At 71.2% G+C, this 22,524-nt stretch carries 18 protein-coding genes; 16 read left to right on the top strand and 2 right to left on the bottom strand.

Annotated features, from left to right (window positions below):
* Positions 1-41: 41 nt before the first annotated feature.
* Positions 42-3,119, bottom strand: a complete 3,078-nt coding sequence (locus tag ASH01_RS21230) for a hypothetical protein (protein ID WP_056780998.1) — start codon at positions 3,117-3,119, stop codon at positions 42-44.
* Between the two features lie 227 nt (positions 3,120-3,346).
* On the opposite strand from ASH01_RS21230, the gene ASH01_RS21225 reads away from it, so the two are divergent.
* The 7 genes from ASH01_RS21225 (at position 3,347) to ASH01_RS21195 (ending at position 13,136) form a co-directional block, all read left to right on the top strand.
* Positions 3,347-5,125 (top strand): HNH endonuclease signature motif containing protein, encoded by a 1,779-nt coding sequence (locus tag ASH01_RS21225; protein ID WP_056780996.1) that lies wholly within the window; start codon positions 3,347-3,349, stop codon positions 5,123-5,125.
* Between the two features lie 126 nt (positions 5,126-5,251).
* Entirely contained in the window at positions 5,252-5,677 is a 426-nt protein-coding gene (locus ASH01_RS21220; protein ID WP_162263918.1) for an acyl-CoA thioesterase, read from the top strand.
* An 80-nt stretch (positions 5,678-5,757) separates the two neighbouring features.
* The gene (locus ASH01_RS21215) at positions 5,758-6,213 is read left to right on the top strand and encodes an Hcp family type VI secretion system effector (protein ID WP_162263917.1); all 456 of its coding nucleotides are present in this window, start codon (positions 5,758-5,760) and stop codon (positions 6,211-6,213) included.
* 143 nt (positions 6,214-6,356) lie between these two features.
* Positions 6,357-7,535, top strand: a complete 1,179-nt coding sequence (locus ASH01_RS21210) for a methyltransferase (RefSeq protein WP_162263916.1) — start codon at positions 6,357-6,359, stop codon at positions 7,533-7,535.
* Between the two features lie 97 nt (positions 7,536-7,632).
* On the top strand, positions 7,633-10,437 hold the full coding sequence (acnA, locus tag ASH01_RS21205; protein ID WP_056780983.1) for an aconitate hydratase AcnA: 2,805 nt from the start codon (positions 7,633-7,635) through the stop codon (positions 10,435-10,437).
* A 125-nt stretch (positions 10,438-10,562) separates the two neighbouring features.
* Positions 10,563-11,714: a C39 family peptidase gene (locus ASH01_RS21200; protein ID WP_056780981.1), complete on the top strand. Its 1,152-nt coding sequence runs from the start codon at positions 10,563-10,565 to the stop codon at positions 11,712-11,714.
* Between the two features lie 114 nt (positions 11,715-11,828).
* Positions 11,829-13,136, top strand: coding sequence for a peptidase C39 family protein (locus ASH01_RS21195; RefSeq protein WP_056780978.1), 1,308 nt, complete (start codon positions 11,829-11,831; stop codon positions 13,134-13,136).
* A gap of 31 nt (positions 13,137-13,167) precedes the next feature.
* On the opposite strand, the gene ASH01_RS21190 is transcribed toward ASH01_RS21195, so the two are convergent.
* Positions 13,168-13,935 (bottom strand): VOC family protein, encoded by a 768-nt coding sequence (locus tag ASH01_RS21190; RefSeq protein ID WP_056781246.1) that lies wholly within the window; start codon positions 13,933-13,935, stop codon positions 13,168-13,170.
* A 31-nt stretch (positions 13,936-13,966) separates the two neighbouring features.
* Between ASH01_RS21190 and ASH01_RS21185 the strand changes: the two genes are divergently transcribed.
* The 9 genes from ASH01_RS21185 (at position 13,967) to ASH01_RS21145 (ending at position 22,519) form a co-directional block, all read left to right on the top strand.
* A complete protein-coding gene (locus ASH01_RS21185) occupies positions 13,967-14,359 on the top strand; it encodes a hypothetical protein (protein WP_156023365.1) in 393 nt (130 codons plus the stop codon).
* A gap of 160 nt (positions 14,360-14,519) precedes the next feature.
* Positions 14,520-16,385 carry a 1-deoxy-D-xylulose-5-phosphate synthase gene (gene dxs, locus ASH01_RS21180; RefSeq protein WP_056780975.1) on the top strand — a complete coding sequence of 622 codons (1,866 nt, stop codon included), beginning with the start codon at positions 14,520-14,522 and terminating at the stop codon, positions 16,383-16,385.
* Between the two features lies 1 nt (position 16,386).
* Complete coding sequence (locus ASH01_RS21175; protein ID WP_056780972.1) at positions 16,387-16,704, top strand: hypothetical protein; 318 nt, start codon at positions 16,387-16,389, stop codon at positions 16,702-16,704.
* Between the two features lie 151 nt (positions 16,705-16,855).
* The gene (locus ASH01_RS21170; RefSeq protein WP_056780969.1) at positions 16,856-18,076 is read left to right on the top strand and encodes a substrate-binding domain-containing protein; all 1,221 of its coding nucleotides are present in this window, start codon (positions 16,856-16,858) and stop codon (positions 18,074-18,076) included.
* Between the two features lie 16 nt (positions 18,077-18,092).
* Entirely contained in the window at positions 18,093-18,827 is a 735-nt protein-coding gene (locus ASH01_RS21165) for an ABC transporter ATP-binding protein (RefSeq protein WP_056780966.1), read from the top strand.
* Positions 18,824-19,576, top strand: coding sequence for an ABC transporter ATP-binding protein (locus ASH01_RS21160; protein ID WP_056780963.1), 753 nt, complete (start codon positions 18,824-18,826; stop codon positions 19,574-19,576). Before ASH01_RS21165 ends, ASH01_RS21160 begins: the two co-directional genes overlap by 4 nt.
* Positions 19,573-20,457 carry a branched-chain amino acid ABC transporter permease gene (locus ASH01_RS21155; protein WP_056780959.1) on the top strand — a complete coding sequence of 295 codons (885 nt, stop codon included), beginning with the start codon at positions 19,573-19,575 and terminating at the stop codon, positions 20,455-20,457. Before ASH01_RS21160 ends, ASH01_RS21155 begins: the two co-directional genes overlap by 4 nt.
* Entirely contained in the window at positions 20,454-21,590 is a 1,137-nt protein-coding gene (locus ASH01_RS21150; protein WP_082620073.1) for a branched-chain amino acid ABC transporter permease, read from the top strand. The genes ASH01_RS21155 and ASH01_RS21150 overlap by 4 nt, the downstream gene beginning before the upstream one ends.
* Positions 21,587-22,519, top strand: a complete 933-nt coding sequence (locus tag ASH01_RS21145; RefSeq protein ID WP_056780954.1) for an alpha/beta fold hydrolase — start codon at positions 21,587-21,589, stop codon at positions 22,517-22,519. The genes ASH01_RS21150 and ASH01_RS21145 overlap by 4 nt, the downstream gene beginning before the upstream one ends.
* The last annotated feature ends 5 nt before the right edge of the window (positions 22,520-22,524 follow it).

The raw sequence follows: 22,524 nt of genomic DNA, 5'->3' as shown, positions 1-22,524 counted from the left end.
GGCACGCGCGGCACGCGCGGCGGGTCTGGGCGGGTCCTGCGTCAGTGCATGACGGCGAGGCCGTCGACACCGGACGCCTTCGTGGACGTCGTGCGGATGACGACGGAGCCGGTGCGGGTGACCGTCTGAAGGGGCAGCCAGCGGATCTGGCGGTACACAGTCGTAGCACTGTAGAGACTGACGCGTCCCAGCCTGACTCCGGCGTGGTAGACGTCGACCGCTCCGCAGGTGGGACAGGTCGTCACCACGATCGCGACGCGGCGCGCCTGCACCGAGGTGCGGGTCAGCGACACCCCGGTGCTGGTCGCACGGGAGACGGTGCCGTACGCGTAGGCGCTGCCTGCGCCGCGGGTCCACCCCGCCGAGGCGGCCAGGGCACGGTCGTCGAGCACGACCGATGTGCACCGTTCGCCGCTCCATGCGCTGAGGTTGCCGGCAGAGTCGCGGGCCCGGGCGCTGAAGCAGTACTGCTTCCCGGCTGTCAGTGTCGTCGACACGTTCGTGCCGTGCACTGCACGCCACGCTGTCGGGTAGGTCAACGCGGCGAAGCCTGCGTTCCAGGGCGCCGCGCGGTAGCGGATCTCCACTGAGCCGAGGCCAGAGCCGCCGGAGTCGCTGGCCGTCCAGGCCAGCTTGAGTGCCGTGGTCGTCAGCACCGACGGCAGGGCGCCGAGAGCGACGGTGGGCACGGTGACGTCGACGGACCAGGTCGTTCGCGCGATCGCGGACTGCTGACCGCTCGGGTCCGTCACGCGGACTGCGCTCGAGTGCTGCCCCGTCCGCAGTGCAGCCAGTGACCACACCGGCGAGCACGGAGCCCAGGCGGCTCCGTCGAGCTGGCACTCGCGCCGCAGGCCACCCGGGGCGTCGTCAGGGTCGGTGGCGCCGACGGTCAGGTTCGCGGTCGACGTCGTCCAGGCGGGGGCCGCGAGGGAGGCCGACGGAGCGGCCGAGGTAGGGACCAGCCACGACACGGACGAGCCGCCCGGAAGCTGCCGGGCGAGTTTCGGGGTCGCCGAGCGCAGGTCGAACAGCCGGGTGGTGGGCGGGTCGCCGTAGGGTGCTCCGGTCACGGCAAGAAACTGCCCTGTGGGGTCCCACGAGAGGTCCGTGGCGCCGGCGTGGGTCCCGACGAGGGTGGACGCGCCCCCGCTGAGCGTGGTGACGCGGATTTCGCCCGAGCCGCCCCAGCCGGTGAGGGCGTACGCCACGCGCCCGGAGCGCGAGACGGCCAGTGCCGCTGCCCCGGCCGTTCCGGGGATCGGAGTCCGGGATCCCGACACAGGGTTGACCCGCACCAGTCCCGCCTCGGAGTCTGTCGTGGCGACCAAGGCCGCACCGTCCGGGGTCCACGCAGGTCTGGACAGACCCGCGGAGGCGGGCACGACCGTGGCTGGACCACCGGTGACGGGGACAGTGACGAGTGAGGCTGCACGGTTCTGGCTGCCGGAGTAGCCCGGCCTGAGCAGCACCACCGTGGAGCCGTCTGGGCTCACATCCGGGTCGCGGTCGGCGACGAGCGAGTCGGACGTCAGGATCCTGACGCCGTCACCGGACGATCCCAGCACCCTGACGGAGCCGGCGTACGGGCCCTCGGAAACGACGATCCTGTCTCGGGTGGGCGAGACGGCGACACCGTCCGTTGAACTCCGCCCACTGCCCAGCATGCCGCCGTTGGTGACGCCGCCATCAGCGTCGTAGGCGCGAATCCCGTTCGCCGTCGTGACGAGGAGCCACCGCGACGCCACCGTCAGCGGGACCGGCTCGGACGCCACCTGACGCCCGTCCGTGGTGAGCAGCACGACGCGTAGCGCGTGGGCTCCGGTCACGAGCGAGGAGATCGTGGTGCGACCGGTGGTGCCGCCCGGCACCGTCTGCAGGGCCAGAGGGGTGCCGCTTCCGAGGTCCTCGATGCGCCATCCCCTGATCAGACTCTGGCTCAGCGTCGTCGGGGCCGTCCAGGAGAGGTCCAGCCGCCCGGGCGATGCCGATCCGGCCACCGCCTGGGGTCCTGAGTAGGTGGATGGCTGCTGGCCCACGACCGTCCCCAGCTCCCACTCGCCGACGTCGCTCGACATGACAAGGACGCCGTTGCCCTCCACCGAAGCCGCGGGTCCCGCCGCATAGCTGACGGTGACCGTGCACTCAGATCCAGACGAAAGGGTCAGGCCCTCGCAGGTGGAGCCGGACACGGTCAGCGGGGCTGACGTGGACATCGCCGAGTCCACGATCCGAGCTGCGCCCAGCGACAGGGGCTCAGTGCCGGTGTTCGTGACCGTCACCGGTGTCGTGGTCGAGTCGCCCGGGGCGGCCGTCACCACGGTCAGTGCAGAAGTGGCCAGCGCGTGGGTGGCTTCCGGCGTGTGCCAGCGCAGCTCAGCGCGCAGCCGGTGTCCGTTTCCGCAGTCGAGACTCGCATCCACGCTGATGGAGGCGTAGAGGCCGTCCACGGAACGCGCCGCCCGCGACACCGTCGCGGTTCCGCCAGGCGCCGCGCCTCCCGCGCCGCTCCCGCAGAAGTCACCGGACATGGCCCGCATCTTCAGCATGCCCTCCGCGTCCCCGACGGTGTACGTGCCATCGGCGACGTCAGCAGGGAGCACCAGTGCCTTACGCCAGGATCCCGCGGAGAACGAGATGCCGTTGTCCCAGCCCTGTGTCAGGGCCGGCGTGCTCGAGGCGGTCGCCACCACCGTCGAGCGCTGTGTGTCGTCGCCGCCGGCGGCCTCGTCCCACACCAGTGTCAGAGACACGCGGTTCGGGTCATACGGTCCCGCCCACACGGGGACCCGAGCAGTGACCGGAGCTGACTCGGCGCTGTCCCCGGCCGAGTTGCGGGCCGTGACCATGTAGGTGACCTCGACGTCGACGGGGGCACTGCGGTCGGCGTAGCTCCACATGGTCGACGTCGTGGCCGTGGGCACCACCCAGTCGGCGTCATAGCCGGGGCCGCGCCGGTGGACGACGTACGTCGTCGGCACGCCGCCCGTCTGGGTGGAGCCTCGGTACCAGTTCAGCATCACACCATCGACGCCGACCGACGAGCTCAGTCCCCACGGGGGCTCGGGAAGCGCCGGGGCTGCCGAGGCGATCGCCGTCGTCGTGAACAGGGTGGCCACACTGACCACCAACGCCATGAGGCAGGCCAACGGGCCCCGCATCCGTGCACCCAACGCTGTCTCCGGTGAGTCAAGCGGCAGCGGGCCGGCCGGCGGCAGCCCCCTGGCCGCGCGTGGACACTATAGGCGGCACATCAGCCTGACCGGTCGGGACCGCGCACTCACCCTCACGTGGGTGGTCAGTCCGGGCAGAGGGCACTGTCGGTGGATCGTACTAGTGTTCGAACATGGAGATGGGGAGCGCCGGCGAGAGCAGCGAGGTCGCTGCGGGTGGCGTGCTGTCGTTCCTGACACAGATCCCCGCTGACGTCTTCGACGCGCTGCCACCGGTGGCCCAGGCGGCAGTCGTGGCACGTGTGGTGCCAGAGCGCCTGCGCAGTCTCGACACGGCGAGCGCCGAGGCGGTCCTTGCTGTCGCGCAGCGCGCGATGAACGTCCTCGGCGCCGTTCAGGACCTCGCGCTCGCGGCCTGCGTTCGACGCGAGGAGCTCGACTTCGCCGATCTGGACGGTGAATGGGGTGACGGCTCGGAGTGGCGGCCCTCGTCGGTGAAGATCGTGGCCTCCAGCGTCGCGCCCGTCCTGTGCTCGACGCCGCGCGGCGCCGAGTCGCGGGTCGCCGACGCGCTCTGCCTCGTCGAGGACCTCCCACGCACCTTGGCAGCCGCACTCGGCGGGCGGCTCACCCAACGGCAGACGGGCGTCGTGGCGGACCGAGCGGGACTTGTCGCGGTTGATGCTCGCCCGGCCTTCGATGCCGTCGTGATGGAGACCGGGGTGGAGTCGCTGACGCCCGCCCGGCTGCGACGCCAGTGCGAGCGTGCCGCCATGGCGATCGACCCGGACGCCGTTCATCGTCGGGCGGAGCACGGTCTGCGTGACCGCTTCGTGCGGGTGGAGCCGGGACTCGACCCGGGCACGACGTGGTGGAAGGCGTCGCTGCCGGCGGGGGACTCGATGCAGGCCTGGGGCGCCGTCGATGAGCTGGCCCACGAGTACGTGCGTGCCGACCCGGCCCGGTCGATCGACCAGGCGCGGGCGGACGCCTTCCTCGACCTGCTGCTCGGGAGCGCCCAGGTGTCCACCACCGTCGAGCTGGTCGTGCCCACCTTCACCGTTCCCTCGACGGACGACCAGTGGAGCGTTGCCCTCCGAGGTCCATACGACGCCGGGGCCGTTCCCTCCGCCGTGCCGGTGGACGTGTGGCCGGGCGGCCCGTCTGGTCGGCAGGCCCAGCCATCTGCCCCCAACGCGTTCGACGACGCCGACGCAGCCCCGGATGCCGAGGCCGGTGCTCGCGCTGACGCCGATGCAGCCCCAGATGCCGATGCCGGCGCCGGCGATCTGGCGTACATCACCGGTCCCCGGCTCACGCCGGAGCATGCGATCGGGTCCGAGCTCTTCGGGTCCGAGCTGTTCGGGTGCGAGCCCGGGTCGCGCGTCGGCTTCAACGAGGACCTGTCCGCTGTCGGGGCGTGGCACGCGCACGATTCAGCGCTTGCGGTGGCCGACACCAGGTCAGCCAAGGTGACGACGAGCCCCGATCAACGTGTTGGCAGACGATGGCGACGACCGCGGCTCGGCGTCCGGCATCCGCGGTTCGGCTGGATGCTCTCGGACGTGCTGGCAGAGGTGCTGTCCGACCCTGACGTCGTGCTGCGCGTGACCCGGGCCGACGCGTTGACCGGCGTCACGGTCGCCCGCGACCCCGCGATCTACCGGCCCAACGCTGCTCTGGCACAACGCGTTCGGGACCGCGACCGCACGTGTCGGTTCCCGGGGTGCGGTGTCGCCGCGCGCCGGTGCGACCTCGATCATGTCGTGCGCTTCCCCGACGGCCCGACCACCGAGGACAACCTCGTCTGCCTGTGCCGGACCCACCACGGTTTCAAGCACCACGCCGGCTGGACGCTGACGTCGGAAGCCGACGGCACATGCACGTGGAGCTCGCCGACCGGACGCTCCTATGTGACGCACCCAGCAGACGTCAGGCTCGACGCTGCCTGAGGTGGACTCGTGGCCCCTAGGATCTCGACGGTCGCGAAGGCTCGCAGCGTCCATTTTGTGTCTCCCAGCTGGCCGTCTGCGGACCTGGCGACGAAGGGGTGCGCACGTCACGAAAGGATGGGGGTCATGTCGTTCAGCTATCCCGTGGCCGTGAAGTTCTCCGAGATCGATCTCGCCGGCGTCGTCTTCAACTCCCACTACCTGACGTGGTGCGAGGACGCGAAGATGGCCTTCCTCGACCGCCTCGGCTACGGGCCCTACCGCTTCGCCGACGAGCACCGGCTCGCCCTCGTCCGGCACGCGGAGATCGACTGGACCGCGAGCCTCAAGCCGCTCGACCATGCCGACATCCGCGTGGTCGTCGACCGGATCGGCACGTCGTCGTTCACCCTTCGACACGAGATCTGGCGCCGGGGCGAGCACCCTCTCCTCACGGCCACGTGCGTCATCACCTACGTCTGGTTCGACACCGAGGCCGGCGCGAAGGCCGAGCTCGATCCCCATTTCCGGGACGCCCTGACGGGTGAGGGCACCGGCGACGGGCTCGTCTGAAGGCCTTCTGGCGCGGACCACCGCGGTGCTAGCGTCGACGGACGTGCTCGGCATCGGGTGGAGGCGACATGGATGCGTTCATGAAGTTCGACGGTATCGACGGCAGCAGCCAGAGCAAGGACCACAAGGGCGCCATCGACGTCGTCTCGTGGAACTGGGGTGTGACGACCCAGACGAACGGCTCCGGCAGCGGCGGCGCGTCCGGACGTCCGCGGGCCCACGAGTTCCGGATCGTGCACCGCTATGACCTCGCCTCGCCCCACCTCGCGTCGTTCGCCGCGACCGGCAAGCACCTCAAGGACGCGACGCTCAACGTCGCCCATCCCGGCGCCCACAAGGACTTCCTCACGGTGACGATGAAGGACCTCGTAGTCACCGAGGTCCTGGTCTCCGGTGACGAGGACGACGTCGACGAGGAGGTCGCCCTCCAGCCCGCATGGATCCGCTTCGACTACGCGGAGCCCGGTCCAGGCGGGGGTGCGACCGGGCGAACGTCCAGCGTCACGTGGGACATCCGATCCAACAAGCTGGGCTGACCTCCGGCCCCGACGGCGCGAACCCTCACCACGTCCCGCTGGACGAGGTGCTCGAGCAGGCGCTGACGCGCTTGCGCGCAGGCGACGGGCCGGGTGCCGAGACGGCGCTCGCCGCGGCGACATGGACACCAGATGACGTACGCGTGTTGCACCTTCGAGCGGTCGCAGCGCACCTGCGTCGTGACGACGCCGCCGCAGAGCGGCTCGTCGCTGAGGCGATCTCGGTGGCCACGGACCCGGTGGTGCTCGCGAGCCTGCACAACGACCTCGGCAACATGCGGCTGGAGGCCGGGGACCCGGCGGCCGCCATCGCGGCCTACGAGTCCAGCCTCGCCGTCCACCCGACCGACGTCCCGACGTGGGCCAACCTCGCCACCGCGCTGCGGCTGGCCCGGGACCCGGCCCGTGCCGGGGAGGCCGGGCTCAGGGCCCTCGAGCTCGAGCCAATGAGTTCGCTCGGGCGGGGTGCCCTGACCGCGGCCGTGCTGGCCCTGACCGCCGACGGAGCGGAGGCCCGGGCCCTCGAGCTCGTGCGTCGGTGGGTCCGTGTCGACCCCGACCATCCTGGCGCCCGACACCGCCTCGCAGCGCTCGGCGGGCTGCCCCCGCCCGACCGGGCGCCGGACGACTACGTCGAGACGCTCTTCGACGCCACGGCCGAGGCCTTCGACCCGCACCTCGCCGGTCTCGGCTACCGCGCGCCGGAGCTCGTCGCGGACCGGGTCGCCGCGGTCCTGGGCCGGCCGGCGGGTGAGCTCGACGTGGCAGACCTCGGCTGCGGCACGGGCCTCGTCGGGGCACTCGTCCGACCGTGGGCGCGCACCCTGTCCGGCTGCGACCTCTCGGTCAACATGCTCCGGCTAGCGCAGGTGCGCGGCTGCTACGACGTCCTACAGCGCGCCGAGCTCGGCGCGTTCCTCCGGGCCGAGCCCACGGCATACGACCTCGTCGTCGGTGCGGACACTCTCTGCTATCTCGGGGACCTCGGCCCGACGACCACGGCCGCAGCGTGGTCGTTGCGGCCCGGCGGTGTCCTCGTGGCGACCGTCGAGCGGCTGGTCGACGGGGTGGGGGACTGGCGGCTCACGTCGTCGGGGCGCTACGCCCACGGCGAGGAGTACCTGCGGTCGGTCAGCGCCGTCGCCGGTCTGGGAGACGTCGAGGTGACCCCGGTCCACCTCCGCCTCGAAGCGGGTGTCCCGGTCGAGGGACTGCTGTGGTCGGCGCGTCGACCCGTCACAGGGAGCGGTCCGACCGCTGCGGGAGAGAGGCCGGCACAGGGGGCGACAACGGCGCGAGCGGAGGGAAGGATGGGCGGGTAGGGGTGGACTGACAAGGACGAACGCGTGTGGTTAGATATATCTTGACGTCAAGATAAATCGAGCACCGTGACATCAGAGTTGCTGGAAGGAGCCCGTCGTGGGCAGTGTTGACAGCTTCAAGGCCAAGGGGACCCTCGAGGTCGGTGGCCAGTCCTACGAGATCTACCGCCTCGCAGGGGTGAAGGGGCAGGAGACCCTGCCGTACAGCCTCAAGGTCCTCCTCGAGAACCTCCTGCGTACCGAGGACGGCGCGAACACCACCGCCGACCACATCAACGCGGTCGGCTCGTGGGACGAGAACGCCGAGCCCGACACCGAGATCCAGTTCACGCCGGCCCGCGTGATCATGCAGGACTTCACCGGTGTGCCCTGCGTCGTCGACCTCGCCACGATGCGTGAGGCCGTCGCCGACCTCGGTGGCGACCCGGCCAAGATCAACCCGCTCGCCCCGGCCGAGCTCGTCATCGACCACTCCGTCATCATCGACGTCTTCGGCCGCGCCGACGCCTTCGAGCGCAACGTCGAGATCGAGTACCAGCGCAACCGCGAGCGCTACCAGTTCCTGCGCTGGGGCCAGACCGCGTTCGACGACTTCAAGGTCGTCCCGCCGGGCACCGGCATCGTCCACCAGGTCAACATCGAGCACCTCGCCCGCACCGTCATGGTCCGCGAGATCGACGGCGAGCGCGTCGCCTACCCCGACACCTGCGTCGGCACCGACTCGCACACGACGATGGTCAACGGCCTCGGCGTGCTGGGCTGGGGCGTCGGCGGCATCGAGGCCGAGGCGGCCATGCTCGGCCAGCCCGTCTCGATGCTCATCCCGCGCGTCGTCGGCTTCAAGCTGAGCGGCTCGATCCCCGTCGCCGCCACGGCCACCGACGTCGTCCTCACGATCACCGAGATGCTGCGCAAGCACGGTGTCGTCGGCAAGTTCGTCGAGTTCTACGGCGAGGGCGTCTCGCAGGTGCCGCTCGCCAACCGCGCCACCATCGGCAACATGAGCCCCGAGTTCGGCTCGACGTGCGCGATCTTCCCGATCGACGAGGTCACCCTCGACTACCTGCGCCTCACCGGTCGCTCCGACGAGAGCGTCGCCCTCGTCGAGGCGTACGCCAAGGAGCAGGGCATGTGGCTCAAGGCCGGCCCCGACCAGCCGGAGGCCCGCTACAGCGAGTACCTCGAGCTCGACCTCTCGACCGTCGTCCCGTCGATCGCCGGCCCGAAGCGTCCGCAGGACCGCATCGCTTTGACCGACGCCAAGGACGCCTTCCGCAAGGTGCTCCCGACGTACGTCGCGCACGAGGAGGGTGACGCGGGTGCCGCCTCGTCATTCCCGGCCAGCGACCCCACCCCCCAGGGCACCGTCGAGGGCACGAACGGTGGCGACCGTCCGGCCGACTCCGGTGGCGTCAGCGGCCGCCCGTCGAAGAAGGTGTCGGTCACCGACGCCGAGGGCCGCGAGTTCGAGATCGACCACGGCATCGTCTCGATCGCCTCGATCACGAGCTGCACCAACACGTCCAACCCGTCGGTGATGATGGCGGCCGCGATGCTCGCCAAGAACGCCGTCGAGAAGGGCCTCTCGGTCGCCCCCTGGGTCAAGACGTCTATGGCGCCGGGCTCCAAGGTCGTCACGGGCTACTACGACAAGGCCGGCATGTGGCCCTACCTCGAGAAGCTCGGCTTCCACCTCGTCGGCTACGGCTGCACGACGTGCATCGGCAACTCGGGTCCGCTCAACGAGGAGATCTCCAAGGCGATCAACGACAACGACCTCGCCGTCACGTCGGTCCTCTCGGGCAACCGCAACTTCGAGGGGCGCATCAACCCCGACGTGAAGATGAACTACCTCGCGAGCCCGCCGCTCGTCATCGCCTACGCCCTCGCCGGCACGATGGACTTCGACTTCGCGTCGCAGCCGCTCGGCCAGGACACGGACGGCAAGGACGTCTTCCTCGAGGAGATCTGGCCGGCACCCGCCGACGTCGAGCGCACCATCGCGAGCTCGATCAGCCAGGAGATGTTCACCGAGGACTACGCCGACGTCTTCGCGGGCGACGAGCGCTGGCAGTCGCTGCCGACCCCGGAGGGCGACACGTTCGCCTGGGACGGCGAGTCGACCTACGTCCGCAAGCCCCCGTACTTCGACGGCATGTCGATGGACACGACCCCGGTCGCCGACATCGAGGGCGCCCGCGTGCTCGCCAAGCTCGGCGACTCGGTCACGACCGACCACATCAGCCCGGCCGGCGCCATCAAGAACGACAGCCCCGCCGGGAAGTACCTCGCCGACCACGGCATCGAGCGCAAGGACTTCAACTCCTACGGCTCGCGCCGCGGCAACCACGAGGTCATGATCCGAGGCACGTTCGCCAACATCCGCCTGAAGAACCTCCTCCTCGACGGCGTCGAGGGCGGCTTCACGCGCGACTTCACCAACGGCGGCGAGCAGTCGACGATCTACGACGCCGCCCAGAGCTACGCCGCTGCCGGCACGCCGCTCGTCATCCTGTCGGGCAAGGAGTACGGCTCCGGCTCCTCGCGCGACTGGGCCGCCAAGGGCACGAGCCTGCTCGGCGTCAAGGCAGTCATCGCCGAGAGCTACGAGCGCATCCACCGCTCCAACCTCATCGGCATGGGCGTCATCCCGCTGCAGTACCCGGCCGGCCAGAACGCCGACTCGCTCGGCCTCGACGGCACCGAGACCTTCTCGGTCACCGGCATCACGGCCCTCAACGAGGGCACGACGCCCAAGACCGTCAAGGTCGTCGCCACCAAGGAGTCGGGTGAGACGACCCCGTTCGACGCCGTCGTGCGCATCGACACCCCGGGTGAGGCCGACTACTACCGCAACGGCGGCATCCTCCAGTACGTCCTGAGGTCGCTCGTCAACAGCTGACCCGCAGGCCAGCCCAGCCCGCCGGGCCCGTATGCCGTACGCCACGGCATACGGGCCCGTCGCCGTGTGCGGGCGCTCGGGGACCCGGCCGGACGGCATGCGCACTCGGATGGCATGCTCGTCGCGTGACCGAGCGACACGCCATCCTGACCGTGTGGGAGACCGGTTTCGACTGGTCCCCGGCACCCGACGTCGACTATGCCGACGTCCACGTCGACGGAGCCGAGGCGATGACCTACCGCGCGCGGGTCTGGGAGTCACCGGTCGTCGAGTCCCCTTTCGCCGCAATGGAGCTCATCCCGTCGTGGAACGCCCGGACGCCGGCCGGCACGTGGCTCCGGGTCGAGGGGCGGGTGGCCGACGACGCCGGCTGGACGCCGTGGTTCACCTTCGCGCGGTGGGCCGAGGACGACCCAGCGGGGGAGTCGCCGATCACCCGGACCACGGTGCCCGGACAGACCTTCGAGCCGGGGAGCGTCTCGACGGACACCTGGCTGTCCGCGCCGGGACGAGGCGTCGACCGGTGGCAGCTGCGCGTCACGGCCCTCGCACTCCCGGATGACGGGATCGCCTGGCCCACGGTGACGCTCGTCGCCGGCGCGGCCTCACGCTTCACCGTCACACCTGACGAGTCGACGAGCCGACCCGGTGTGGGGCAGGGTCACGAGGTCGCGGTCCCGCCGCACTCGCAGCGGCTGCACGTCGGGTCGTTCCCCCAGTGGGACAACGGCGGGCAGTCGTGGTGCTCACCGACGTCGACGACGATGCTCCTCGAGCACTGGGGGAGAGCGCCCTCACGGGACGAGGCCTCGTGGGTCGGGCACGACACCGACCCGGAGGTCGTGCACGGCGTGCGTCGCGTCTACGACCTGGCCTACGGCGGGGCGGGCAACTGGGCCTTCAACACCGCGTATGCCGGCGCGCGAGGGCTGCGTGCCTACGTGACCCGCCTGCGCGACCTCACCGAGGTCGAGGCGTTCGTCGCGGCGGGCATCCCGCTCGTCGTGTCGGTGGGCTTCCGCGAGGACGAGCTCGACGGGGCCGGCTACGAGACCAACGGCCACCTGCTGACGGTCGTCGGCTTCACGGACGCGGGTGACGTCGTGTCCAACGACCCCAACTCCCACCGCATCGCGAGCAACGAGCAGGTGCGCAGCGTCTACCGCCGCGACCAGTTCGAACGGGTCTGGCTCGGCACCAACGGAGGGCTGACCTACGTCATGCACCCGCGCGACGTCGCGCTGCCGTCCTCGCCCTCCGAGCCGAACTGGCGCTGACGCGTCAATTTCCTCCACATCGCGTCCTCATCGCGAGAATTTGCGACGCCAACGCCCCACGGGGCGAGGACCGGGTGTTGACTGGCCGCGCGATCCCCCTCCGGAAGGTGTGCCATGCCCAGTCGCTCGACCGTCTCAGCCGCCCCGTTCCAGCCCAGCCGTCGCTCGCTGCTCGCGGGTGCGGCCGCGGGCGCCGCCGCCGGTGCCGCCCTCGTCGGCGTCTCCGACGCGCCGGGGGCCCGCGCGGCCGAGAGCAAGAAGGGCGGGGCCGACCGGCACGTCCACTACACCTCCTGGTCGGGCAGCGACCTCGTCTTCGGGCCGTTCGACCGCACCCTCGACTACACCGACCCGCACGCCACGGCGGGCACTCCCGTCACGTACGAGGTCGCGACCTGGACCTCGCCCGTGGTCGCGCCCGGCTTCGGGCTGACCGAGCTCGTCGCCTCGTGGAACGCCGCGACGCCCGGCGGTTCGTGGGTCGAGGTGCGCGTCCGGGGCACCAGCGCCGGCACGACGACGAAGGACTACGTCCTGGGCCGCTGGGCGTCCGAGGACCCCGCGGACGGAGGCGGCATCCACCGCACCTCCGTCGCCGGCCAGGGCGACACCGTGGCGACCGTCTTCACCGACACCCTCGCGACCCGCACCGGCTACTCCCTGACGGACTGGCAGCTCGAGGTCCGGCTCCTGCGTCCCCGCGGCACCTCCGACACGCCGTGCGTGTCCGTCGTCGGGGCGATGGCCTCGGCCCTGCCCGACGCCAAGAAGGTGCCGCGCAGCCCCAACGGACCTGCCTGCGGCACGACCCTCGACGTCCCCACCTACTCGCAGGAGGTCCACGTCGGGCACTACCCGCAGTGGGACAACGGCGGCGAGGCCTGGTGCTCACCCACCTCGACGTCGATGGTCGTCGCCTACTGGGGCGCCGGGCCGACGGCGTCCGAGACCGCGTGGGTTGACCCGCCGGTCGACGCCCAGGTCGACTTCACGGCACGCAACGTCTTCGACTACACCTACGACGGCGCCGGCAACTGGCCCTTCAACACCGCGTATGCCGCCACACGCGCCGACCTCCGTGGTTTCGTGACGCGACTGCGCACTCTCACCGAGGCCGAGGCGTTCATCGCCGCAGGCATCCCCCTCGTCGTGTCGGTGTCGTTCAAGAAGGGCGAGCTCACGGGCGCGGGCTACGGCACGAACGGCCACCTCATGGTCGTCGTCGGCTTCACCCCGTCCGGCGACGTCGTGTGCAACGACCCGGCCTCGCACCTCGTCGCGAGCGACGACCAGGTGCGCGTCGTCTACGACCGGGAGCAGTTCGAGAACGTCTGGGTGCCGCACAGCGGGGGCATCGTCTACGTCATCCGGCCCGCCGACCGTCCGCTGCCCCCGGCGCCGGCACACGAACCCAACTGGTGACCTGACGCCCGGTCCGGCGTGGCCTCGGGCGTCACCGACCGAGGCCCGACCTCGGGTCGCGGTCGGTGATGCAGTAGAGGGCGCCGGCCGGGTCGCGGAGCGTGGTCCACCCGCCGCCGTGGTCGGCCGCGACGGTCGCGCCGAGGCCCACGTGTCGGGAGACCTCGGTCGGCCGGTTGTCGCACGCCAGGTCGAGGTGGCCGGTGACCGGACCGGTCGAGGGCTCGACGAGCCGCTGCAGGAGCAGCCGCAGCGGGATGCCGTCCGGACGCACGAGGTGGCGGAACTCCGGGCGGCTCACGGACCCGCGCAGCGGCCAGCCGGTCAGCTCGGACCAGAAGGTGCACTCCGTCTCGTAGGCGGCGGCCGGGATGTCGAGGCACACCTGGTCGACGACACTCTCGTGCTCCTGGGGCCACCGGGTCGGCCAGGGACGTTGGGCGAGCGGCTCGTGGACGAAGCAGAAGACGAAGCCGCCGGGGGAGCGGAGCACGACGTACCCGTGCTCCGACCCGTGGACGACCTCGGCGCCCAGCCCTGCAGCCCTGACCGCTGACTCTGCGGCCGAGCTGACGTGCAGGTCCAGGTGGATCCCGGGCACGGCTGCATCGTCGGCGGCGGTGCGCTGGATCTTGAGGTAGGGGTCACCGACCGGTGGGAGCAACGTCGTGAACTCCGCGTCGTCCCCGCGAGCCGGCGACACGGCATACCCCGTCACTGCCGACCAGAAGTGGGTGCCCGCCGCGTGGACGTCGGGAGGGAGGTCGAGGAAGGCCGTGACCCAGCTGACCGTCGTCATGCTCCGAGAGTAGGCGAGGCAGACTGGGAGCATGCCGACTCCGACCTCCTCTGCGTCTCGAGGACACACCCCACCGGGGTGGCCGCCTGGCGTCCCGCCGGCCCACACGCCCGGCTGGGAGGACCGCGCCGTGCTGTGGCTGCTCGACCAGTGCCCGCCCGACTACCGCGCGTATGCCGGGTGGCGGCGTCACCCGATCGCGCTCGCGTGGCTGGCCGGTCGGCACCTCGACGGGCAGGTCGTGGCGATGCGGGACGCGTGGCGTGAGGCACGCGTCGCCATCGGGCCGCACGTGCCGGCAGACGCCCTGACCGAGATCCTCGGGCAGATCGAGGCCGAGGGGATCCGGCTGCTGGCGGCCTCGCGCTCGGCGCGGCTGCTCCACGAGGCGCTCCAGGGCAAGGTCTTCGCGCCCCGCCTCTGAGCGCGTCAGCCGGGACGTCGGGCGTCGGGTTGCCGGGTGGAGGTCGTGTGACGAGACCGACAGGGCCTCGTGCGCACGGTTGGGAGCCGCTGGACGTTGACCCGTAGACTCGATCGACCCACCCGAGTGGGTCGAGACACCACCGAGAGGACGAGGCAGCGTGGCCCTGCTGGAGACGATCACGAGCCCCGCGGCACTCAAGGCGCTACCGGCGACCCAGCTGCCGGCGCTGGCCGAGGAGATCCGCACCTTTCTCGTCACCGAGGTCTCCAAGACCGGTGGACACCTCGGCCCGAACCTCGGCGTCGTCGAGCTGACGATCGCGCTGCACCGGGTCTTCGAGTCGCCTCGCGACACCCTCGTCTTCGACACGGGCCACCAGGCCTACGTGCACAAGCTGCTCACCGGGCGGCACGACTTCAGCAAGCTCAAGAAGCAGGGCGGGCTCTCCGGCTACCCGAGCCGCGCCGAGTCCGAGCACGACGTCGTCGAGAACTCGCACGCCTCGACCGCGCTCTCGTGGGCCGATGGCATCGCCAAGGGCCGCCGGCTGTCGGGAGAGAGCGACCGGCACACCGTCGCGGTCATCGGTGACGGCGCACTGACCGGGGGCATGGCATGGGAGGCGATCAACAACATCGCCGTCGACAAGACCCTGCCGCTCGTCATCGTCGTCAACGACAACGAGCGCTCCTACGCGCCGACGATCGGCGGGCTCGCCGACCATCTCGCCACGCTGCGCACGACCCGTGGCTACGAGCGGTTCCTCGACTGGGGCAAGCGGTCACTCGCCAAGACGCCGGTCGTCGGCGGCGCGATGTTCGAGACGCTCCACGGCGTCAAGAAGGGCATCAAGGACATCGTCGCCCCGCAGGGCATGTTCGAGGACCTCGGCCTCAAGTACATCGGTCCCGTCGACGGCCACGACGAGCAGGCGCTCGAGCGGGCACTGGCCAAGGCCAAGGACTTCGGCGGCCCCGTCATCGTGCACGTCATCACCCAGAAGGGCCGCGGCTACCAGCCGGCCATCGACGACGAGGCCGACCAGTTCCACGGCGTCGGCAAGTTCAACCCCGAGACCGGCCTCCCGTTCGAGGTCTCGGGGCGCATCTGGACCGACGAGTTCAACGAGGAGATGGTGGCCATCGGGGCCGAGCGCCCCGACGTCGTCGCCCTCACTGCCGCCATGCTCATCCCGGTCGGCCTCGACGGCTTCGCCGCCGCCTATCCCGACCGCGTCTTCGACGTCGGCATCGCCGAGCAGCACGCCGTCACGATGGCGTCCGGGCTCGCCTACGCGGGCTTGCACCCGGTCGTCGCCGTCTACGCGACCTTCCTCAACCGGGCCTTCGACCAGCTCCTCATGGACTGCGCGCTCCACCGGGCCGGCATCACCCTCATCCTCGACCGGGCCGGTGTCACCGGCAGCGACGGCGCATCGCACAACGGGATGTGGGACATGACGCTCACCTCGATCGTGCCCGGGCTGCGCCTCGCCGCGCCCCGCGACGGCGAGCAGGTCCGACTCCAGCTGCGTGAGGCCGTCGACGTCTCCGACGGCCCGACGGTGATCCGGTTCCCCAAGGGCGACGTCGCCGACCCGCTGACCGCCGTCCGCTCGATCGGCGACGTCGACGTGCTCTTCGAGAACGCCGGTGACGACGTCGACCTGCTCGTCGTGGGCGTCGGTGCCTTCGCCGGGCTCGCCATCGAGGCCGGCGAGAAGATCGCCGCTCACGGACGCACCGTCCGCGTCGTCGACCCGCGGTGGGTGCTGCCCGTCAGCGACGACGTCGTCGCCCTCGCCCGCCGGGCGAAGGCGGTCGCCGTTGTCGAGGACAACCTCGTCAGCGGCGGGGTCGGCGCGGCCGTGACCCTCGCGCTGCGCGAGGCGACCGTCGACGTGCCCGTCCACACGTACGGCATCCCGAAGCGCTTCCTCGACCACGCCTCTCGCGGCCAGATCCTCGAGGAGCTCGGCCTGACCGGCGACCAGGTCGTCGCGGACCTCGAGCCGAGGCTCTGACATGAAGCTCCGGGACGCAGCCGACGTGACGACCGCCCCCATCGCTGCCCTCGGGCTCGTCGGCGGCTACGTCGTCGCCCGCGAGAGCGGCATCCGACCCCTCGGAGGCGTCGTGCTCGGTGCGGCCGGCCTCTATGCCGGACGTAGCTGGGTCGCCAAGGCCGGGGGAGCCGGCGCCGCGGGTCTCGCGACCGTCTACCTCGGTGGCTTCGGCGCCTCGCACGTGCTGGCGAAGAAGATCGGTGCGTGGCCGGCGGTCCTCACCGTGGCCGCGGTCAGCGCTGCCGCTTCCTGGGTCGTCGCCGACCGCCCTCGCTGAGTAGGGGCGAGACACATGCCGACACCTGCTTTGTGGTCTCCGGTCCCACCGCGGGCCGTTCGAGGCTGAACTACTTTCGCCGAAACGGTTGGGCGTCAACGGATCTCGTTGCAGCAAAGGCGCGAGCGCCCACCAGAGGTGGAGGACATCGGTGTCCAAGCGGTGGAGTCTCGCGCTCGCGAGCGCCATGATCACGTTGTCGGTCGCGGCCTGCGGCTCTCCCGGCCAGCCGGGCGCACCGGCTGCCGACAACGGCACGGGGGCTGCCTCCGGCGGTGCCGGCGCCCCGTACAAGGTCGGCCTCGTCTACTCGAAGTCGGGCCCGCTGGCCAGCTACGGCGAGCAGTACCGCCAGGGCCTCACGGCCGGCATCGACTTCGCCACCAAGGGCACCGGCGCGGTTGCCGGTCACACGATCCAGATCACCGAGCAGGACGACGCGGGCGACCCGGCCAAGGCCGTGGCCTCGGCGACCGATCTCATCGGGCAGGGCAACACGATCATCGCGGGCTCGACGTCGAGCGGCGTGGCCCTGCAGGTCGCGCCGCTGGCCAAGGACAACAAGGTGCTCTTCATCTCGGGCCCGGCTGCCGCCGACGCCGTGACCGGCGCCAACCGCTACACCTTCCGATCGGGTCGCCAGACCTACCAGGACGTCGCGACCGCGGGCAGCATCCTCGGTGACGTCAAGGGCAAGAAGGTCACGGTGCTCGCGCAGGACAGCGCCTTCGGCAAGGCGAACGTCGCCGCCGTGACGGCCATCCTCGGAGCCAAGGGGGCAACGGTGAGCGCCGTCGAGGTGCCGTCGGCCGCGACCGACCTGACTCCCTTCGCGACCAAGGTCAAGGGCGCAGCCCCTGACCTGCTCTTCGTCGCCTGGGCCGGTGCCAACGCGACGGCGATGTGGACCACCCTCGGCCAGCAGGGCGTCTTCGACTCCACGAAGGTCGTCACCGGGCTCGACATCAAGGCGACGCACGCCCTCTTCGGCGAGGTCGCGACGAAGATCAACTTCCTCTCCCACTTCTTCGAGGGTGCGGCGGACAACGCCGCCTACCAGGCGCTCGACGCCGGCTTGAAGAAGCAGGGCGCCACCGTCGACCTGTTCACCAACGACGGCTTCGTCGCCGGCCAGATGATCGTCCACGCGCTCGAGGCCGGGGGAGACGACGTCGACAAGATGGTGACCTCCCTCGAGGGCTGGACGTTCGACGGTCCCAAGGGCTCGCTCGAGATCCGAGCCGAGGACCACGCGCTCCTCCAGCCGATGTTCACGGCCACCCTGAAGAAGGACGGCAGCAACGTGGTGCCACAGCTCGTCGACACCCTCGACGCGGCCACCGTCGCACCGCCCGTCACCCCCTTCAAGTGATCGGGCACCCTCCGTCGTGATCAGCGCAGAGGCCGTCGGCTGGAAGGTCGGTGGCGCCCAGATCCTCGACGACGTCTCCCTGACCGTCGGGGCCGGTGAGCTGCTCGGCATCATCGGCCCCAACGGCGCGGGCAAGTCGTCGCTCGTCAACATCCTCAGTGGGGTGACCAGTCCGTCCTCCGGCCGGATCATCCTGCAGGACAAGGAGGTCACCGGAGCGAGCGCCACCCGGCGCGCACGTCTGGGACTGGCGCGCTCCTTCCAGACGTCGGCGCTCTTCGACGGTCTGACCGCGGGAGAGAACGTCCGTCTCGCCATCCAAGCCGTCGGGCCGGCGGCGTTCTCGCCCTTCCGCGGCGCCGGACCGGCATCGTCGGGCCAGATCAAGGCCCTCCTGACCCGAGTGCGTATGCCGGGTCGCGCGCAGACGCTCGCTCGTGACCTCTCGCACGGGGACCGTCGCAAGCTCGAGCTCGCCATGGCCCTCGCCTCCGAGCCCGCCGTGCTGCTCCTCGACGAGCCCATGGCGGGCGTGTCCGCAGAGGACGTCGACGGCCTGAGCGAGATCATCGGCGAGGTCCGGGACTCGGGGGTCGCCGTCGCGATGGTCGAGCACCACATGCACGTCGTGCTGGGCCTCGCCGACCGTGTCGCCGTCCTGCACCACGGGCAGCTGCTCGCCGTCGGTGCCCCGACCGAGGTGACCGCCGACGAGCGGGTCCAGCAGGCCTACCTGGGAGAAGCCCTGTGACCGAACGCAACCCATCCGCACCCGAGTCGTCGGAGGCAGCTCCCGTCCTGGCCCTCGAGGACGTCCACGTCCGCTACGGCGGGTCCCACATCCTCCAGGGCGTGTCCTTCGACGTCCCCGCCACCGGTGTGACGGCGCTGCTCGGGCGCAACGGCGTCGGCAAGACGACGACGCTCAGGTCGATCATCGGGCTGGCCCCGCGCACCGGCCGGATCCTGCTCGAGGGCACCGAGATCCAGGGCCGGACGACCGCACGCATCGTCCGTGGAGGCATCGGCTACGTCCCCGAGGACCGAGAAGTCTTCGGGGGTCTCACCGTCGAGGAGAACCTGCGCCTCGTCGACCCGGACCGTGGGGTCGACGCCCCCGTGGTGGCCAGGCTCTTCCCGGACCTCGTGTCCCGGCGCGGCCAGCGGGCCGGCACCCTCTCGGGGGGCCAGCAGCAGATGGTCTCGCTGGCCAGGGTCCTGCTTCGGGAGAACGTCCTCCTGCTCATCGACGAACCCACCAAGGGCCTCGCCCCGAAGCTCGTGACCGAGGTCGCCGACGTGCTCGCCGAGGTGGCCCGCACGACCCCCATCCTGCTCGTCGAGCAGAACCTCCCGCTCGTGCGTCGCATCGCGGACCGGGTCGTCGTGCTGGACGCCGGAGCCGTCGTGCACCGTGGCGCCACCGCCGACCTCGTCGCGGACGCGGACCTGACCCGCGAGCTGCTCGGGGTCTCGATGCGGCGGGCGGGTGTGGCATGAGCGACCTCGTCCTGCTCCTCGTCACGGGCCTCGGCCTGGGGGCCCTCTACTTCATCGCGGCGAGCGGGCTCAGCCTGATCTACGGGCTCATGGGCGTGCTCAACTTCGCCCACGGCGTCTTCATGACGGCCGGGGCGTATGCCGCGTGGCTGACGATGGGTGCCCTGCCCGTCGGTTGGCCGGTGGCCGGACGCCTCGTGGTCGGCGTGCTCGTGGCCGTCACGGTCGGGGCTGTCGTCGGTCTCGTGGTCGAGGTCGTCCTCATCCGGCCGCTCTACCGCCATCACATCCAGCAGGTCCTCGTCACGGTGGGCCTTGCCCTCGCGGGCGTGGCTGCTGCACAGGGGATCTGGGGCGCGGACCCGCGGCCGGTCGAGTCGCCTGCTTGGATGAGCGGGACGACGGACGTCCTTGGCGCACGGCTGCCCAACGACCGCTTCGTCTACCTGCTCGTCGCCGCCGCGCTCTTCGCCGGGCTTCTCGCGCTCCTTCACCTGACCCGCCTCGGCCTCGTGATCCGCGCGGGCGTCGAGAACCGGACGATGGTCGAGGCCCTCGGCATCAACGTGCACCGGACCTTCACCACCGTCTTCGCCCTCGGCGGTGCCGCGGCGGGTCTCGCCGGGGTGCTCTACTCGCAGTACGCCGGGGCCGTGTCACCCGCGCAGGGCGGCTCGCTGCTCATCTTCGCCTTCATCGTCGTCGTCATCGGCGGCATGGGCTCCCTCACGGGCACCGCGGTCGCCGCCGTCGTCGTCGGGCTCGTCCAGCAGCTCGCGAACTACTACGCGGCGAGCGGGGTCGGCGACCTGTCGGTCGTGCTGCTCCTCGCGCTGGTGCTCCTGCTCCGACCGACCTCGCTGAAGGGAGCGACGGCATGACGTCGCGCACGGACCACCTGACGCACCCGCATACGCCATCCACGACCCAGGAAGTGGTGGCCGGGACGGTGACGCCCGTGGCGTCGGGGGAGGGCCACGGCGCGCGCCGGATCGTCCGGGCGCTGCCCGCCGTCGTCGTGCTGGCCGTGCTCGCCTACCTGCCCTACCTTCCGGTCGAGCTGCCGGGCGTCCTCCCGGGCCGGGTCAACGGGCCGGGCTCGATGCAGCTCCTCGCGACGTGTCTCGTGATCGGTGGCATCGCCCTGAGCTACGACGTGCTCTTCGGCCGGACCGGCCTGCTCAGCTTCGGGCACGCCCTCTTCGTCGCGGCCGGCAGCTATCTGCTGACGATCTCCCTCTCGACGTGGGCCCTGCCCCTTCCGCTCGCGGTGCTCGTCGCTCTGGCCCTCTCCACGGGGCTCGCCCTCGTCGTCGGCGCGATCGCGCTGCGCGTCGGCGGTATCGCCTTCGCGATGGTGACCCTCGCATTCGCCCAGGCCGCCTCGATCATCGTCATGCGCAACCCGGGAGGCGTGACCGGCGGTGAGGAGGGACGCCCGCTCGACCGCGACGCCGTGCCGGACCTGCTCGTCGGCGTCGCCAACGCGCCCTACCGCTACTGGCTGGCGCTGTCCTTCGTCGTCGTGGCCTGGGTCGTCGTCACGGCCCTCGTGCGGTCGCGGGCCGGGCGCGCGATGGCGGCCGTCCGCGAGAACGAGCAGCGCGCCGCGGTCCTCGGCTTCGGGACCTACCGCGTCAAGCTGCTCGCCATCGTCGTCGGGTCGTCCCTCGGAGCCCTCGGCGGGGTCGTCCACGCCCTCGTGCTCGGCGGCTCGAACCCCCACCTGACGACCTCGGAGTTCACCCTGTCCCTACTCGTCATGGTCGTGCTCGGAGGTGCGGGCAGCCGCTGGGGCGCCCTCGTCGGCGGCGTGCTCTACACGTATGCCGATGCCCGGCTCGTCGAGGTCAGCAACGCCGCGTTCCTGCAGGACCTGCCCGTCGTCGTGCGCCAGGTCCTGTCGCAGCCGTTGTTCATCCTCGGCGTCTTCTTCGTCGTCGTGGTCTACTTCGCTCCGTCGGGCCTCACCGGGCTCGGCGGCAGACTGATCAGGAGGTCAGGGTCCAGATGAGCACCACACCGTCCGCGTTCGTCATCGAGCTGCCCGAGGGAAGCCTCGCCATCCACGACCTGAGCCTGGGCACGCCGGCGCCCGACGCGCCCGTCGTGCTCGCCGTCCACGGCATCACGGCCAACGGCCTGTCGTGGCGCCGGGTCGCCGACGAGGTGGGTCGTCGCCACGGGCCCGGCGGTGTGCGCTTCCTCGCGCCCGAACTGCGTGGACGCGGCGACAGCCGCTCGGCGCCGGGACCCTACGGTCTCGGTGCACACGTGGACGACCTGACCTCGATCGCCACCGTGTTCGGCTCCGCCCCGGTGCTCGTCGGCCACTCCATGGGGGCGTTCATCGCGGCCCTCGCCGCGGCCCGGCATCCCGAGCGGTTCCCGGCGGCCGTGCTCGTCGACGGGGGCCTGGCCTTTCCCGTGCCCGACGACCTCGACGTCGACGCCGCTCTCCAGTCGGTGATCGGGCCGGCCATGGACCGGCTGTCGATGCGCTTCGCCGATCCGGCGGCATACCTCGGCTTCTGGATGGGGCACCCGGCCCTCGGACCGGTGCTGCACGGGCCCGGTGGCGACGCCGCTCGGGCCTACATCGAGCACGACCTCGTGCAGGATCCCTCCGACGGTCAGTGGCGCAGCACGTGCGTGCTCGAGGCCGTCCGTGCCGACGGCGCCGACGTCATGGCCGACCGCGAGACCCACGCCGGCCTCGCGACCGCGGTCGGGGAGGGGGTCCAGGCCGAGCTCGTGTGGGCCGAGCGCGGCCTGCTCGACGAGCCGCAGGGGCTCTACGACGAGTCACGGCTCGCGGCCCTGCACCTGCCGGAGGGCGTGCGGACGACCCGGGTCGACGCGAACCACTACGACGTCATCCTCGGGGACCCGGGCGTCGCATCAGTCGTCGACGCCGTCGACCGACTCCTCCTCCCGGGCTGACGACG

Origin of the sequence: Terrabacter sp. Soil811, from assembly GCF_001429655.1 — a bacterium.
Classification (GTDB): Bacteria; Actinomycetota; Actinomycetes; order Actinomycetales; family Dermatophilaceae; genus Terrabacter.
The sequence above is the reverse complement of the archived record's forward strand: the minus strand, read 5'-3'. Positions and strand labels throughout refer to the sequence as shown.